Source organism: Heliomarina sp. (assembly GCF_052826185.1).
This window is the reverse complement of the sequence record NZ_JBRBUI010000054.1, coordinates 39,952-53,285: the sequence shown is the minus strand read 5'-3', so window position 1 is coordinate 53,285 and position 13,334 is coordinate 39,952. Positions and strand designations below refer to the sequence as shown.

At 62.4% G+C, this 13,334-nt stretch carries 17 protein-coding genes and 1 tRNA gene; 15 read left to right on the top strand and 3 right to left on the bottom strand.

Features of this window, described 5'->3' with window-relative positions; genetic code table 11:
* Nucleotides 1–18: 18 nt before the first annotated feature.
* Nucleotides 19–1,005, bottom strand: coding sequence for a 2-hydroxyacid dehydrogenase (locus ACU0FH_RS18455; protein ID WP_446196204.1), 987 nt, complete (start codon nt 1,003–1,005; stop codon nt 19–21).
* A 168-nt stretch (nt 1,006–1,173) separates the two neighbouring features.
* Here ACU0FH_RS18455 and ACU0FH_RS18450 point away from each other — a divergent pair, with 168 nt between their 5' ends.
* The 12 genes from ACU0FH_RS18450 (at nt 1,174) to ACU0FH_RS18395 (ending at nt 9,945) form a co-directional block, all read left to right on the top strand.
* Nucleotides 1,174–1,656 carry an SH3 domain-containing protein gene (locus ACU0FH_RS18450; protein ID WP_238370194.1) on the top strand — a complete coding sequence of 161 codons (483 nt, stop codon included), beginning with the start codon at nt 1,174–1,176 and terminating at the stop codon, nt 1,654–1,656.
* Nucleotides 1,657–1,789: 133 nt separating this feature from the next.
* On the top strand, nt 1,790–2,794 hold the full coding sequence (locus tag ACU0FH_RS18445) for an NADPH:quinone reductase (RefSeq protein WP_446196200.1): 1,005 nt from the start codon (nt 1,790–1,792) through the stop codon (nt 2,792–2,794).
* Between the two features lie 76 nt (nt 2,795–2,870).
* A complete protein-coding gene (locus tag ACU0FH_RS18440) occupies nt 2,871–4,217 on the top strand; it encodes a mechanosensitive ion channel family protein (RefSeq protein ID WP_446196198.1) in 1,347 nt (448 codons plus the stop codon).
* 64 nt (nt 4,218–4,281) lie between these two features.
* Nucleotides 4,282–4,356, top strand: a tRNA-Gln gene (locus ACU0FH_RS18435).
* A gap of 272 nt (nt 4,357–4,628) precedes the next feature.
* On the top strand, nt 4,629–6,581 hold the full coding sequence (locus ACU0FH_RS18430; RefSeq protein ID WP_446196196.1) for a tyrosine-type recombinase/integrase: 1,953 nt from the start codon (nt 4,629–4,631) through the stop codon (nt 6,579–6,581).
* A gap of 139 nt (nt 6,582–6,720) precedes the next feature.
* Complete coding sequence (locus tag ACU0FH_RS18425; RefSeq protein WP_446196194.1) at nt 6,721–7,332, top strand: type II toxin-antitoxin system YhaV family toxin; 612 nt, start codon at nt 6,721–6,723, stop codon at nt 7,330–7,332.
* Nucleotides 7,333–7,369: 37 nt separating this feature from the next.
* Nucleotides 7,370–7,792 carry a hypothetical protein gene (locus ACU0FH_RS18420; RefSeq protein WP_446196192.1) on the top strand — a complete coding sequence of 141 codons (423 nt, stop codon included), beginning with the start codon at nt 7,370–7,372 and terminating at the stop codon, nt 7,790–7,792.
* 50 nt (nt 7,793–7,842) lie between these two features.
* Nucleotides 7,843–8,403, top strand: a complete 561-nt coding sequence (locus tag ACU0FH_RS18415) for a 3'-5' exonuclease (protein WP_446196190.1) — start codon at nt 7,843–7,845, stop codon at nt 8,401–8,403.
* Nucleotides 8,400–8,606, top strand: a complete 207-nt coding sequence (locus ACU0FH_RS18410) for a hypothetical protein (RefSeq protein ID WP_446196188.1) — start codon at nt 8,400–8,402, stop codon at nt 8,604–8,606. Before ACU0FH_RS18415 ends, ACU0FH_RS18410 begins: the two co-directional genes overlap by 4 nt.
* A 61-nt stretch (nt 8,607–8,667) precedes the next feature.
* The gene (locus ACU0FH_RS18405; protein ID WP_446196186.1) at nt 8,668–9,051 is read left to right on the top strand and encodes a hypothetical protein; all 384 of its coding nucleotides are present in this window, start codon (nt 8,668–8,670) and stop codon (nt 9,049–9,051) included.
* A gap of 12 nt (nt 9,052–9,063) precedes the next feature.
* Nucleotides 9,064–9,144 carry a hypothetical protein gene (locus ACU0FH_RS18400; RefSeq protein WP_446196977.1) on the top strand — a complete coding sequence of 27 codons (81 nt, stop codon included), beginning with the start codon at nt 9,064–9,066 and terminating at the stop codon, nt 9,142–9,144.
* Nucleotides 9,145–9,720: 576 nt separating this feature from the next.
* Nucleotides 9,721–9,945 (top strand): DUF305 domain-containing protein, encoded by a 225-nt coding sequence (locus ACU0FH_RS18395; RefSeq protein ID WP_446196184.1) that lies wholly within the window; start codon nt 9,721–9,723, stop codon nt 9,943–9,945.
* A gap of 42 nt (nt 9,946–9,987) precedes the next feature.
* Here the strand turns inward: ACU0FH_RS18395 and ACU0FH_RS18390 are convergent, their stop codons facing one another.
* Nucleotides 9,988–10,524 (bottom strand): DUF488 domain-containing protein, encoded by a 537-nt coding sequence (locus ACU0FH_RS18390; protein WP_446196182.1) that lies wholly within the window; start codon nt 10,522–10,524, stop codon nt 9,988–9,990.
* Nucleotides 10,521–10,733, bottom strand: a complete 213-nt coding sequence (locus ACU0FH_RS18385) for a DUF2945 domain-containing protein (RefSeq protein ID WP_446196180.1) — start codon at nt 10,731–10,733, stop codon at nt 10,521–10,523. The genes ACU0FH_RS18390 and ACU0FH_RS18385 overlap by 4 nt, the downstream gene beginning before the upstream one ends.
* A gap of 254 nt (nt 10,734–10,987) precedes the next feature.
* Here ACU0FH_RS18385 and ACU0FH_RS18380 point away from each other — a divergent pair, with 254 nt between their 5' ends.
* The 3 genes from ACU0FH_RS18380 to ACU0FH_RS18370 all read left to right on the top strand — a co-directional run bounded on the left by ACU0FH_RS18380 (nt 10,988) and on the right by ACU0FH_RS18370 (nt 13,310).
* Entirely contained in the window at nt 10,988–11,455 is a 468-nt protein-coding gene (locus tag ACU0FH_RS18380; RefSeq protein WP_446196178.1) for a hypothetical protein, read from the top strand.
* Nucleotides 11,456–11,538: 83 nt separating this feature from the next.
* Nucleotides 11,539–11,982: a nucleoside diphosphate kinase regulator gene (rnk, locus tag ACU0FH_RS18375; RefSeq protein ID WP_446196176.1), complete on the top strand. Its 444-nt coding sequence runs from the start codon at nt 11,539–11,541 to the stop codon at nt 11,980–11,982.
* Nucleotides 11,983–12,353: 371 nt separating this feature from the next.
* Nucleotides 12,354–13,310 (top strand): mechanosensitive ion channel family protein, encoded by a 957-nt coding sequence (locus ACU0FH_RS18370; protein ID WP_446196174.1) that lies wholly within the window; start codon nt 12,354–12,356, stop codon nt 13,308–13,310.
* Nucleotides 13,311–13,334 lie beyond the last annotated feature (24 nt).

Below are 13,334 nucleotides of genomic sequence, written 5' to 3'. Positions count from 1 at the left end.
CTGCGCCATCGGCGCGGGTTACAACATGGACGGGATGACCTGGTCCGGCGGGCGGTGCCCGTCTTCGAAGGTCTTTATGTTGATGATGACTTTTTCGCCCATCTCGATCCGTCCCTCGACGGTGGCCGAACCCATATGCGGCAGCAGCACCACGTTATCGAGATTGCGCAGCTCGGGGTTGATGTCGGTTCCGTGTTCGTACACGTCGAGCCCCGCCCCGGCGATTTCCCGGTTCCGCAGCATCCGCACCAGCGCGCTTTCGTCGATGACTTCCCCGCGCGAGGTATTCACGATCACCGCGTCCGGTTTCATCAGCTTGAGCCGCCGCGCGTTCATCAAGTGAAAGGTCGAGGGCGTCGACGGGCAGTTGATCGACAGAATGTCCATCCGTGCGACCATCTGGTCGAGACTTTCCCAATAGCGCGCGCCGAGTTCCTCTTCGGTTTCCGAGCGCAGCTGCTTGCGGTTGTGGTAGTGCACCTGCATGCCAAAAGCCGCCGCGCGTCGCGCCACCGCCTGCCCGATCCGGCCCATGCCAAGGATGCCAAGACGACGCCCGCCAACCCGACCGCCCAGCAAGGCCGTCGGTGCCCAGCCCTGCCAGTCGCCCCGCTGCATGATCGCAAGACCTTCGGGGATGCGGCGGGTGACGGCAAGAATCAATGCCATCGTCATGTCCGCCGTATCATCGGTCAGCACACCCGGCGTATTCGACACCAGCACCCCGCGCTGCCGCGCGGTGGCCACGTCGATATGATCGACGCCCGCGCCGTAATTGGCGATCAGCTTGAGCCTGTCGCCCGCCTGCGCGATCAGCGTCGCGTCGATTTCATCGGTTACGGTCGGCACGAGCACATCCGCGCCCTTTGCCGCCTCTACCAGTTCGGAACGCGACATCGGCTCGTCGGATCCGCGTAATTTCGTGTCGAACAATTCGCTCAACCGCGCCTCTACCTGCTCCGGTAACCGTCGCGTTACGACAACACTCAAACGCTCTCTTGGCACGCTTGCACTCCCTCGGGTTTTCATTTTGGGCCGCCTTGTGTCATCGTGGCGCAGGATCAGGCGAGGCACAAGAACCTCAGGCGGTATTTTCCGCAGCCGGTCCTCGGATCGTACAGGCAAACGAGCGGGCAGTCGGTGACAGGTTTCCTTGGATTTACTCGCCATTTCATGGCGCTAACTGTGGCGTTGGCACTGGGCTCGAACACGGCGATTGCCGAAGAGCACCGTGGGCCGGTCACGAATCTCCCCCTTCCCCGCTTCGTGTCGCTCAAGGCGAACGAGGGGAACGTGCGGCGCGGGCCCTCGCTCACGCATCGGATCGACTGGGTGTTCAAACGCCGCGACATGCCGCTTGAGATCACGGCGGAATATGGCCACTGGCGGCGCGTCAAGGATCGCGATGGCGCGGGTGGCTGGGTGCACTATGCCCTGCTCTCGGGCGTGCGTACGGTGCTCATCGAAAAAGATATGACTCCGGTCTACACACGGCCCGACCCGAACGCGCCCATCGCTGCCGCTTTCGAGCTTGGTGTCGTTGCGCGGCTTGGCGAATGCCAGGTTGTGTGGTGCAAGGTTTCTGCGGGCGGCTACAAGGGCTGGATCGAGAAACAGGCGCTCTGGGGCGTCGCGCCGGATGAAATCCGCGAGTAGAAAGCGCAAGACAGCCTTCCTTTTCACCTGCAAACAGCCAGCGGCTGCGTAAAGCGGATTTTACCGCCCCCAGGTCTGGCATCCCGGTCAATTCCAGCTAGGTTCCCGCTAAGAACCCCAGCAAGGATTGACCATGTTTGCCATCACCTACCGCTCTTTCGGACCGGCCAGCGACGTTCTAACCCTCGAGGAAATGGATTCGCCCGCCCCCGGCCCCGGAGAAGTGCTGGTCGATCTGGCCTACTCGGGGGTGAACCCGTCCGATGTGAAACTGCGCGCCGGCGCGCGCGCCGGGGCAACCGCCACCGAGCTTCCCTACCCCGCCATCATCCCGCATAGCGACGGCTCCGGTGTCATCAAGGCCGTAGGCGAAGGGGTCGACCTGGCGCGGATCGGACAAAAGGTCTGGATATGGAACGCCCAGTGGCAACGCGCCTTTGGCAGCGCCTGCACCGAAATCGCCCTGCCCGCCTATCAGGCCGTGCCGCTGCCTGAGGGGGTAAGCCTTGAGACCGGCGCGGTCCTTGGCATACCAGGCCTGACCGCCTGTCACACCGTTTTCAGCGGTGGCGAGGTATCGGGCAAAACCGTCCTCGTACAGGGCGGCTCGGGCACGGTCGGATATCTGGCCGTTCAACTGGCGAAATGGGGCGGTGCCAAGGTGATTGCCACCGCCGGGTCGGACCGCCAAGACCTTGGCCGGCAGGCTGGCGCGGATACGGTGCTCGACCACAAGGCGCCGGATCTCGCGCAGCAGATCCTTGATGCAAACGACGGCAAGCATGTCGATCATATCGTCGAAGTCGAGTTTGGCAGCAACGTCCACACCGACACGGCCGTGATCGCGGAAAGCGGCCGGATCACCGCCTATGGCTCGGCGCTGGAACGCGAACCCGCGCTGCCGTTCTACCCGCTGATGTTCAAGAACGTCATTCTCGAGATGACGCTCGTCTATTCCCTTTTACCGGAGAAACGCGACCGCGCCATTGCGCGGCTGCATCAGGCGCTGGATGCCGGAGCACTCACCTGCCCCATCGAAGGCATCTACGATCTTGCTGATTGCGCATCCGCGCATGAGGCGGTCGAAGCCGGCCACCGCAGCGGTGCCATACTGGTGCGCACCGAAAACGCGGCCTGACCCGGCACGCACGGTGGGCGTTGCGTCCGCGCGCCTTCGCGCTACCCTGACCCGGATTTTCAGCGACGGATTTCCCATGCGCCTTTTCTACCGTTTCCTTTTCGCGGCTCTCTTTGCGGGTGCTCTTGCAAGTGATCCCGTTCCCACTCTCGCGCAGGCGAACGGTCAGCAACCTGAAGGCACGATAACCGTTCAGAACGCCGCCGGTCAGGACGCCGCCATTGCCGAACGGCTGCGTAACATTCTCGCAGGGCTCAGCGGCTATGACGATGTCACGGTTGAAGTCTCTTCCGGTATTGTCACCCTCCGAGGCACCGCTCTCGACGGCGAGTCGATGACCCGACTGGCCGATATCGCAGCCCGGGTCGAAGGTGTGGTCGCCATTGAAAACGAGGTGACCGAATCCGCTGATGTCGCGGAACGACTGAACCCGGCGGTCGCAAGGTTCCGGGCGCGACTGACGCAACTGGTGGCGATGCTGCCGCTGTTTTCGATCGCCCTGCTTGCCGCCGGGCTGATTGCCGCCTTGGGGTTCTGGATCGCCCGGTTGCGCTGGCCACTCGACAGGATCGCGCCGAATGCCTTTATCGCGGATATCTACCGCCAAATCCTGCGAATCGTTTTCGTGATCGCGGGGGTCGTGGTCGGGCTCGATATTCTCGGAGCCACCGCGCTCCTCTCGACCATCCTCGGCGCGGCCGGTATCGCCGGTTTGGCCATTGGCTTTGCCGTGCGGGATACGGTCGAGAACTTTATCGCCTCGGTGCTCTTATCGATGCGCCAGCCTTTCCGTCCGAATGACGTGGTCGAAATCGAAGGCGATATCGGCAAGGTCATCCGCCTGACATCCCGGGCCACGATCCTGCTGAGTTTCGACGGCAATCACATCCGCATCCCCAACGCGACGGTGTTCAAGGCGCGAATCGTGAATTTCACCCGCAACGACGAACGCCGCTTCACGATCGATCTTGGCGTCGCTTCGGATACGAACCTCTCCGCCGCGCAGGAACTAGCCCTGAATACGGTGACGTCTTTGCCATTCGTACTCGACGAACCTGCCGCGCAGGTCTGGATCGAAACACTCGGCGACAGCGCGGTGATCCTGCGCGTCGCTGCATGGATATCGCAGGCCGAAACCAGCCACGTACTGGCCCGCTCCGAAGCGACGCGGCTTTGTCTGATTGCCTTTGCCAAGGCCGACATCGACATGCCCGAGCCCAGCTTTCGATTGGTCGGCGCCGCCGCACCGACGCCGCAGACCACAGCGACCTCGCAATCCGAAACCGCCGATTCCACGCCACCTGAAACCGCGCCGCAGAAAACCAACGCCTCTGCCGAGGCCCAACTGGACAGAATTATCGACGAAGAAAGAAAGCACGAAGAGGAAAAGGATCTGCTTAATCACACCGCTCCGTCAGAATAGGTCATTTTTTGCCATTTCAGGCCTTGCACCGCGCTGCCGCTTTGCTTAATTAGCCGCTCACTGTTGGGGTGTAGCCAAGCGGTAAGGCAGCGGTTTTTGGTACCGTGTACCGTAGGTTCGAATCCTACCACCCCAGCCATGAACCAGAAAAAACAACGAAAAACCAAAGGCTTGGCCTTTGGCGCCACGCGCGTATCGCAGCGTGTTTCTCCCCCTTCCCAAGGCCTCCACTTTCGCCGCCCCTCAGCCTCCGAGCCACCTTCGACTCGGGCCGGCAGGGCGTGTTGCACGGAAGCCATACTCACGGGTCCAGCATTTCCGCGCGTTTCCGGTCGAACTGATTTCCTGCTCGCTGCGGGGACGTTCGGCATCGGGCCGATCCCTCCGTCCGCGGCGACGGAGTAGTGATACATGCCCTTCGATCTTTCTGCAGACCTCGACGAAACCGCAATTCCCCGTCTGCTCAAGGAAATCCTGCGTGCCGAGCTCGTCCGCATCGTCGCCGAGAGTCAGGATCCCCTGCTCGACGCCGAGGCGCGCTTGACCGAGCTCAACCTGGAATGCGACGCCCTCCTCAAGGACGCTCAGAGCAAGTCCTTCGCCGCCTGCGAATACGCGATCCTCTCGGCCTGCGATCGCCTGGATTTTGCGCGCCCCAGTGTTGTTCCCTTCCCGCTCGGCCGCGGCGTCACAGTGCTCCTGAAATCGCTCAAGGCGGTGGAACGCGATGTGATCGAGACCTTTGCGGACCCGCTCATCCTGGCGGAGCCGCTTCTCGCTCGGCACGGGCTCACTGTCACGGATGGCAGGATTCCCGATCTCTTGCGGATCTCCGACGCGCTCGAGGCTGCACTCCCCGGCAAGAGTTCCGAGATGGTCCGCAAACTGACAACGACGGCCCGCATTGTCATTGAGTTCGAGGGGGACCTTCCTCTCGATCGCCTCCCGGATCACATTGATGGGATCCTCACCCGGATCTCGCGCCTCCCCAAACACCACGGGAGGTCGCATGGAATGAATCCGAACAACCGCGTGCCCAAGATCAAGAAGAAGCAGGAGGAGATCGCAGAGGCCGATGCACACGACCAAGCCCAGTATGCCGCCCTAACGGCCCGGAACGATCTGAGTGTCGGACAGAAACGCGCAGAACTGGCAGGGCGTTTGACGCCACGTGTCACGCTCACAAATCTCGAACGTCACCTCGACCGGCTTCATGATATTCTCAGGTCCGCAGCCAGCAGGAAGAACTATCAGGGGCCGACAAAGCTGAAGACGTACCCGCAACTCGCCCTTCTCATGAAGGACGACTTCAAGGAGCGGCGCCGGGAGAACCCGCTCTATCTCCGCGTCACCCTTCCGAAGTTGCGCCTGCGCTGGTCCAACGAGCGCCTCGTTCGCCTGCTCTCGTCGCCTGTCTATCGTGGCTGTTGGAGCGACAAGCGCCGGTCGAAACCCGGTCGGATGGTCTTTCGCGACGCGATCTACTGGGTCCCGCTCATCCTGCTGACGATGGGCACGCGGGTGAAGGAAGTGCTGCATCTGACCCGGCGCGACCTTCTTCGCCGCGACGGCGTGCATTGCCTGCGCCTGTGCTGGAGCGCGGAACAGGAGGGCAAGACCCCTTCTGCGCAACGTATCGTGCCAATTCCGCAGGTTCTGCTGGATCTCGGCCTTGTCGACTGGATCCGGTCGATCGAAGGCGGGCCGAGCGCGCTGCTCTTCCCCGAGATCGTGTCCGCGAATGCGGATAGCCCGGAGGACATCTTCACCAAGAGGTTCCACACGGTCCGTCGCGGCCTCGGCATCCTGCACCAGAACGAGGATCTCTATGCCCTGAGGAAAACCCTTTCATCCGCTCTCTGGCGTGGTGGCGTTTCGATTTCCGACCGGCAAATGATCATCGGGCACGCCAGCGACACCACGATCGGCGCGCACTACACCGATGCTGACATGAAGTCGCTGAAGGAACTCCTCGACAGGGCCGATCATGCGATCGTGGTGACGAACAATACGGCTCACCGCCACCCGATAATCGCGGGCTGCAATCTCGTCAGCGGCACGATGGCATCGGTGGAAGTCCGCCTCGACGACAAGGGCGATCTCGGCGCGTTTCGAGTCGTCTCCGACGACACAGGCGCACAGGTGCTCGCCATCGCGCTGGTGCGCAATGAATTGCCGAAGAACCCGCGCTGGAAAAACCTCCAGGTCGTCACCGAAGCTCAAGCTGCGGAGATGGCCGCCGACCTGTGTGGCGAATTCCATCTGAGCCCTCCGGAAGAACAGACAATGCAAATGGCGTGGGAACACCTGATGGCGCTCGCATCAGACAGCAGTGAAGCCAAGCTCAAGTCCGCCTCGGAATAGAAGCACGGCAGGAATTTTAGCCCCTATGTCTCAATCTCGTCCTGCACCGTGGTGATGCCGGAGGTGCGCCAAGCCAAGAAACAGCCGATCCGCAGGCCGGTCGCTGACGCGGCTCCTGCATACAGAGAAGGAACGCCCCATGGCGGCACGCAAAAGCTCCCTGCGGGACCTGGCCGCGAAATCCAGGAAGGACGGGTTGGCAGCTGCCAACACCGGTCCGGTGGCAGGCCGGATCGCCGAACTCGACCCGGGGCTGGTCCACGCCGGCGGTCTCGCGGATCGCCTCGATGTCAGCCAGGCCGAGATCAAGACCCTGGCCGAGAGCCTGCGCGATGCCGGGCAGAAGGTGCCGATCCTGGTGCGGCCGCATCCTACGAAGCCGGGCGAATACGAGATCGTCGCAGGCCGCCGGCGCCTCGCGGCCTGCCGGCTCGCGGGGATCAACGTCCGCGCCGAGATCCAGGAGCTGGCAGATCCGACCTCCTCTACGTTTGACTTGCGCAACACGATCGGGCCGGACCACCGTGCCTGGAAACGCGCAAAGTTCCTGCAGCAGTTCCGCCTCTTCTTCCGCTACGACACGGCGTCCAAGACAATCATCTATGGCTGGGTGAACGACGAGAAAACCAAGAGGGAGTACGGCAGCAAGACCGACTCCTACAGGGTCTTCCAGAAGCGCCTTGCGGCGGGAGATCCCCCGGCCGACTGGGATGACCTGATCAAAAGGGCCGCGCCGGTAGATCAGAAATGACGCTCAGTGACCGAGATAAGTCGAGAAGGAGGGCCGCGTGACATCCCCGATCGATCGACCTCCCGAAGTTCTGGCGGCGATGCAACGGACCCGCAAAGCCGCGCAGCAGCTCGAAGTTGATGCGCGTGCCGTTGTGTGCTGGCTCGACGCGGAATTCCCCGGCCTCGTCGTCAGCATGGAGGTGCAGCGCCACTACTCCTGCGAAGACCACGAAGTCGCACATGTCGAACCGCGAGTGACGGAGCGCCCGCGGCGACATGAAGTTCGGGATGCCGCCGAGAAGGCCCTCACGGCACTGGGATGGTCTCTGCACCCGGAGGGGCGCGATGTCCGCTCAGCTTTCTACCACCCCCCGAGATCTGCGCATGCTCGGCTGGCGGCCGTTGATCGCGTTCAGCGCGCTCTGTCGGTCGAAGGCATTGTCGCGCCTCATTGGTCTCTAACGAACAGCGAGGACTGACAGGCAGCCCATCCCACAGCGGCTGCCCGCACGTTCCCTAATCGTTCCGGATGGGCTATCTTTTCAGGATGACGAAAGCCAGTATCGAGAATTTCGCCATCCTCGACTTCGAGGCGTCCAGCCTCTCCCAGGAGAGTTGGCCGATCGAGGTCGGGGTCAGCTGGATTACGAACGGTCACGTGCAGACCTGGTCATCTCTCATCCGCCCGGATCCAGCATGGGATCTCGGCGACTGGTCCCCGCAGAGCGCCGAGGTTCACGGCATCTCCCTCTCAGACCTCGATGATGTGCCCACTGCCGTAGAAGTGGTGGAATCCTTTCTTGATGTCGTGGGGCGCCACACTCTCGTCTCCGATGCCACAGAGTTCGAGGCGCGCTGGCTCTCGCGCTTGCTTCGGACTACCGGTCGAATGAAGACCCCTTCGATCGAAGACTTCGACGCTGTCTCGTTCGCTGTGTTCTCGGGCTACGCCCTCGATATGCTCTACGAGACTGTTGAGCGACGCCCTGCCCCGCATCGCGCGGGCCCAGACACTGCGCGTCTCGCTCGCGGCTGGCTGAGGGCGGCCAAGCATGAGGCATACCTCCAAGAGGACGGCAAGACCACATGACCGAGATATTCACCGTTGAGATCATCCTTGCGACCGCGATCATCGGCAACAGCGCCCTGGTAACCATCATGGGATTTCTCATGATGCGCGAACCGAAGGACCAGCGGCTCAAGGTTGATCTCGATGCCTTCATTCGCAACGCCCCCTATCACCGCCTGCGCGAGATCGGGATCGTTGTTGAGGAGCCTGACCAGAAGCCTTAGGCGACAGGCGAGCCAATCTTTTTTGCCAGAGAACGAAAAAAGGGTTTGAAAATGGTTCGATATGCCGCTCGACCACCTGTTCGGCGTGCAGGGTCTGACCGACGCTCCTCGTAGCCTCGGGTGGCAACGCTCGGAGATCGTCTCGGCATTCAACGACCGGCATGGCACGATTTTCTCGAGGGAGGACTGCCTTCGCCTGGAGCAGGTGAACCGCGAGATCCTCGAGGGCGACGACCTACGCGAGATGATCCTCAACAATCCCGAGGACGTCGTGCGGCCCGAGCTCGCGAACCTGTTCATGGGCGCCATGATCCGGATGTTCCAGCGCGACACGGAAATGAAGAGCGCCGTCATAACCGACGACGAAGCACTCGAGATGGCCATCCGCCACTTCTTCAGAACAGCTCGCCGTCAGGTCTTTAAGGAGGCACAGGAGCAATCTTGACGCCTGCGCTCCGTGGAGGATGCCAATATCATCGGGGCATCGGGTGAAAAGATCGGCGAGGTGGAGGAAATCCTCATTGATGAAGCCAGCTAAACGGCGGCGGTCATCGATGTCCAGCAACAAGGGACAACTCGAAAGTCCCCCACCTGGAACGACTGAAGGACCAACTGACAGATTGGCAGCTGCCAACCTGCCTATGTCACTTCAGATTGGGGACGCTTCCCTCTACCCGGTGCGCATCCTGGCTCGCCATATGCAGCGAGCAGGCGATCCGTTCCGCCCGCTCGATCACATGCGCGGCACCCGCCGGCTTGCAAACCTCATCTGCCGTCTCGCGAAAAAGCTTGAGCCAGCGATCGAAGTGCGCCCACGTCACGGGCAAGCCCACATGTTTGGGGACCGGGGCACCGATCGGACTGACCGGGGCGCTGGTGATCTTTGCGACGGTCTATTGGGGTCTGCATGCGGCCTTGTACGGCACCAACACCCGGACGATGGCCGAGATATTGGCTGAGGGCGAGATGGCGACACACTATTCGCCGGAGCATCCGCACGGGCCGCAGCCGATGGAGACCCGGCGCGACGGCGATGAACTCCCGCCGATCACAGCGGCTCAGCTTGGCGACACCTCCGTCGCCGACGCCTATGCACAGTCGATGATGGGGATGCATGGACGAGATGATGGCTGGCCTCCGGCACGAGGATCCCGATGTGGCCTTTGGGCTCGGGCTGACCCTGCACCGCGCCATTGACATGGCTCGCATCCAACTCGTCGCCGGCTCCGACCCCGAAAACATGGAGCTGGCACGGCACATCATCGCCGAGCAACAGCAGGAGATCGACGCAATGCGCTCCTGGCTCAAGGCGCGCGGAATCGAGATGCCTGATAGCTGATCCGCTCTCTCCCGTGCCGTATCCTCATGAGGCCCGGAACCATCATTCGACAGGCGGGTAGATGACGGCGCCATCTTCGCGGAGACGAGCTCCCTCGGACGGCCGGGCCGTATCGATGCGGCCTGGCGCCATCAGGTGCCGCACCTCGTGGCCATGGAGCAGTAGCCAGTCGGTGATGATCCTGCGATGACATCGCCACCAGACGGCTTCCGAACACATCATCGCGACGGATTGGCTCTGACCGAGATCGAGCAACTCGGCGAAGGCGATCCGGAAGTCTGAGCCGAGGGCGTAGTCCGCGTAGTTATGAAAGCTCCGCACCCTCCAGAAAGCGTTCAGATCGTTAGCGACATCCGGCTGTTTCGGGCGTCGCCCGCCAAGCGCCAGCATGTGTCGATAGCCGATCTGATTATCGGCCAGGCTTTGCGGAAACGTGTCGTCGTTGAAGTCGGGATTGCTGCGTGATTTCGGGAATGAGCGCACATCGATCAAAAGTCGGACCCCGGCCTCGCGCAGCATGTCGATGACCGTCTGCGGCGACCGGTTGGAATGTCCGATGGTCGCGAAACCGCCGCTCACGAGTCGAGCTTGGTCAGCGCGTCCTCCTTGTGCGCCGCGATATGATCGGTCTTGTCGCTCTCGATCTGGTATTGCGGCTCTTCCTTCGACGCGCGGCGGCGATGGCCCTTATAGTCGAAATCCGCCTCGTGGACCTTCAGTATGTAGCCGCTCACGCGGCCCGCCTCTGAGTTCCAGCTTACATGATCGCCTGTAGAGAACTTCGCCATCCGTGCACCTCCATAACCTACTGAACAGCTGTGTATCTGGAACCGTTCCAGATCGGGTCTGGTTTCCAAGATTGACAGCCTGCCCCCAATGGCTAAGCTCTCCTCATGGTTACGCACGAGAACCTTTTCCGGTTTCTGCTTCTGAACCGCCCGGGTCCCCGGGCGGTCTGCGCATAGCTGCGTCTTCGACCACCCGGGGCTTTCTCACATCCTTGAACTGAGAACGCGGGCTTCGCCGCCCCGGGAGACACATCATGACCATCACCAGGATCAGCCATCTGCCTGCGGGCAGTGACTTTCGATCGCTCTTCGAACGCTCCGCTGTCGGAAGCGGCTTTCTTCTTACCGTCGACGACCGGCTCGGCATCGAGCACCTGCTTCGCTATCGCGGAACCAAGAATTCGCCCAATCCCGCTTTGTTAAACGGGCTGCTGCGACACAAGCTGCGGATCTCGCGCGGAACTCCCAAGCCGGCCTCGACTGATCTTGTCGTGGCCGGATGCCATGTCACCTACATGATCAGTGGTGAGGGCGCTCGCAGCGGCGTGCTCTCCATGAACCCCACGCCGGTGCCGGGACATATTCTCGTTGCTTCATTGCTTGGGGCGACCCTGATCGGGATGCGAAAGCTGCAGAAGGTTCCGCTCCTGCGGGACAACGGTCAGATCGAGACTGTCGTCGTGCTGGATGTGAGCCCGTCTCCGGACCACGACGCGGCCTGATGCTCTGATCCGTCTCTGGCGGGTCAGAACAGTCGGCTACCCACAATGCATCCACGCCACCAGAGGGCGGAAAGGACAATTCGATGAATGCACAACGCTCCACCTCACGCGGCACCGGCCGGCGGCCCAGGGTCGTCATCGATGCCGAAAGTCTGGACAGGCTCGAAGCGCTCGCGGAAGGCGCGATCCAGCGAAACCCTGACCTCGCCGACCGGCTGCTCGGCGAGATCGGCCGGGCCCGCATCGTACCGGCGGCGAAACTTCCGCCGAACATAGTGGCGATCGGCCGCGCGGTCACCTATCGCGATGAGTCGACCGACCAGGAGAAGACGGTAACGCCCGTCTATCCCGAGGACGCCGACATCGCACGCGGTCGGATCTCGATCCTGACACCGATCGGGGTTGCCCTGATCGGACTGGCAGAGGGCGCATCGCTCCACTGGGACACCAGGGACGGAGAGCGGCGGGTTCTGACCGTGCTCCAGGTTGCCATCCAAGATGCCGCTGAAGGGGTGGAGGCCGGATGATCCGCTGTTCCCGGAGTCTTGCCGAGGCCCATGACCTACCCGGAAGGAGCCGTTCGATGCGCTGATAAAGCCAGGACGCTCCTTCCGGGATATCGGCAGTCGCCGCTTCGGCGTCCTTCCCTTCCCGTTGAAAGAGGGTCTCATGAACCGTCACCTTCCGCTTGCTTGCCCGTCCTGCAAGGAAACTCTTTCGCGCGCCGCCGCGCATCGCTGCCCCATCTGTCGGCACGTCATCACCGGTGCGACCCCGATAATCCGAATCTCCTGTCGCCGCTGCGGTTCGACCGTCGAGCAGCGCTCTGGCGCCGCGGCGATCTGCTTGCGATGCCGGTCTCTTCGCCCATCCCGGCGCCCATACCAGGGCTGTTGACATGAAGCTGATCTCTCATTTCCGACGGCTGATCTGGCCTTCGGTCCTGCTTCTTGTCGCCGTCGGAATGGTGATTCTTGACGAGGAGGCCGAGCAGCGGGTCGGGCTGTCTGTCCGCTTGGCTGGCGGCGTTGTCGGTTGCCTTGCCGCGGCCTGGCTGGGAAGCCGGCTGTTCGGCTTGTTCGCCGATCGCCGGAGGCGCCACAAGCGTCCCTACCCGCGCCTGTTCCGGGATCTCGTGGCCGTTCTGCTGTTCTTCGCCGCGGTCGTTGCCTCGGCCGCACTTCTGCTGGACCAAGGTCTTCTCGGCGCGCTGGCGGGCTCGAGCCTGATACTCGCGATGCTGGGCTTCGCGATCCGGAACGTCGTAGCCGACACGTTGTCTGGCATCGCACTCGGCGTCGAAGCACCCTACCGGATCGGGGACTGGGTCGATATCGAGCAGGTCGCACGTGGCCGGGTCATCGAGATCGGATGGCGCACGACACGGGTGCTGACGCAGGACTCGACCTACATGATCCTGCCGAACAGTCAGATCGCGCGCCGGCGCATCACCAACTACTCGGCGCCGAAGCCGCAGTATCGCGCGCAGCTCTCGCTGAAGCTCACGCATGAACTCCCCGTCGATGCCGCAAAGGACCTGATCCTGAATTCTCTACGCGAAGCACGTCTCATCCAGACCGATCCGGCTCCGGACGTGCGGGTGCAGGAGTTGGGCAGCGAGGGCAACAGCTACGCCGTTCGCTTCTGGCTGTCGCGCTTCGAGCGGGACGTCGACTGCCGCGACGAGGTTCTGGCCCTGATCGACCGAGCGATACGGGGCGCAAACATTCCGGCCCCACGCATGCAGATCGAGTTGAACCGGCCCCGAAGCTCAAAGATCGACCCCCTCGCGCATGACGCGGAGGTTGCGCGGGTATTCGCAGCGCCACCCGACCGAGAACATCTCGAGGCGTGAGGAGCCTGAAAACGTGAAGGAGAC

Excerpts from the sequence above, each read along its gene's own strand:
- ACU0FH_RS18450 (WP_238370194.1), top strand. The coding sequence starts at position 1,174 with ATGGCGCTAACTGTGGCGTTGGCACTGGGCTCGAACACGGCGATTGCC.
- ACU0FH_RS18445 (WP_446196200.1), top strand. The coding sequence starts at position 1,790 with ATGTTTGCCATCACCTACCGCTCTTTCGGACCGGCCAGCGACGTTCTA.
- ACU0FH_RS18440 (WP_446196198.1), top strand. The coding sequence starts at position 2,871 with ATGCGCCTTTTCTACCGTTTCCTTTTCGCGGCTCTCTTTGCGGGTGCT.
- ACU0FH_RS18430 (WP_446196196.1), top strand. The coding sequence starts at position 4,629 with ATGCCCTTCGATCTTTCTGCAGACCTCGACGAAACCGCAATTCCCCGT.
- ACU0FH_RS18425 (WP_446196194.1), top strand. The coding sequence starts at position 6,721 with ATGGCGGCACGCAAAAGCTCCCTGCGGGACCTGGCCGCGAAATCCAGG.
- ACU0FH_RS18415 (WP_446196190.1), top strand. The coding sequence starts at position 7,843 with ATGGGCTATCTTTTCAGGATGACGAAAGCCAGTATCGAGAATTTCGCC.
- ACU0FH_RS18410 (WP_446196188.1), top strand. The coding sequence starts at position 8,400 with ATGACCGAGATATTCACCGTTGAGATCATCCTTGCGACCGCGATCATC.
- ACU0FH_RS18405 (WP_446196186.1), top strand. The coding sequence starts at position 8,668 with ATGCCGCTCGACCACCTGTTCGGCGTGCAGGGTCTGACCGACGCTCCT.
- ACU0FH_RS18395 (WP_446196184.1), top strand. The coding sequence starts at position 9,721 with ATGGACGAGATGATGGCTGGCCTCCGGCACGAGGATCCCGATGTGGCC.
- ACU0FH_RS18385 (WP_446196180.1), bottom strand. The coding sequence starts at position 10,733 with ATGGCGAAGTTCTCTACAGGCGATCATGTAAGCTGGAACTCAGAGGCG.
- ACU0FH_RS18380 (WP_446196178.1), top strand. The coding sequence starts at position 10,988 with ATGACCATCACCAGGATCAGCCATCTGCCTGCGGGCAGTGACTTTCGA.
- rnk (WP_446196176.1), top strand. The coding sequence starts at position 11,539 with ATGAATGCACAACGCTCCACCTCACGCGGCACCGGCCGGCGGCCCAGG.
- ACU0FH_RS18370 (WP_446196174.1), top strand. The coding sequence starts at position 12,354 with ATGAAGCTGATCTCTCATTTCCGACGGCTGATCTGGCCTTCGGTCCTG.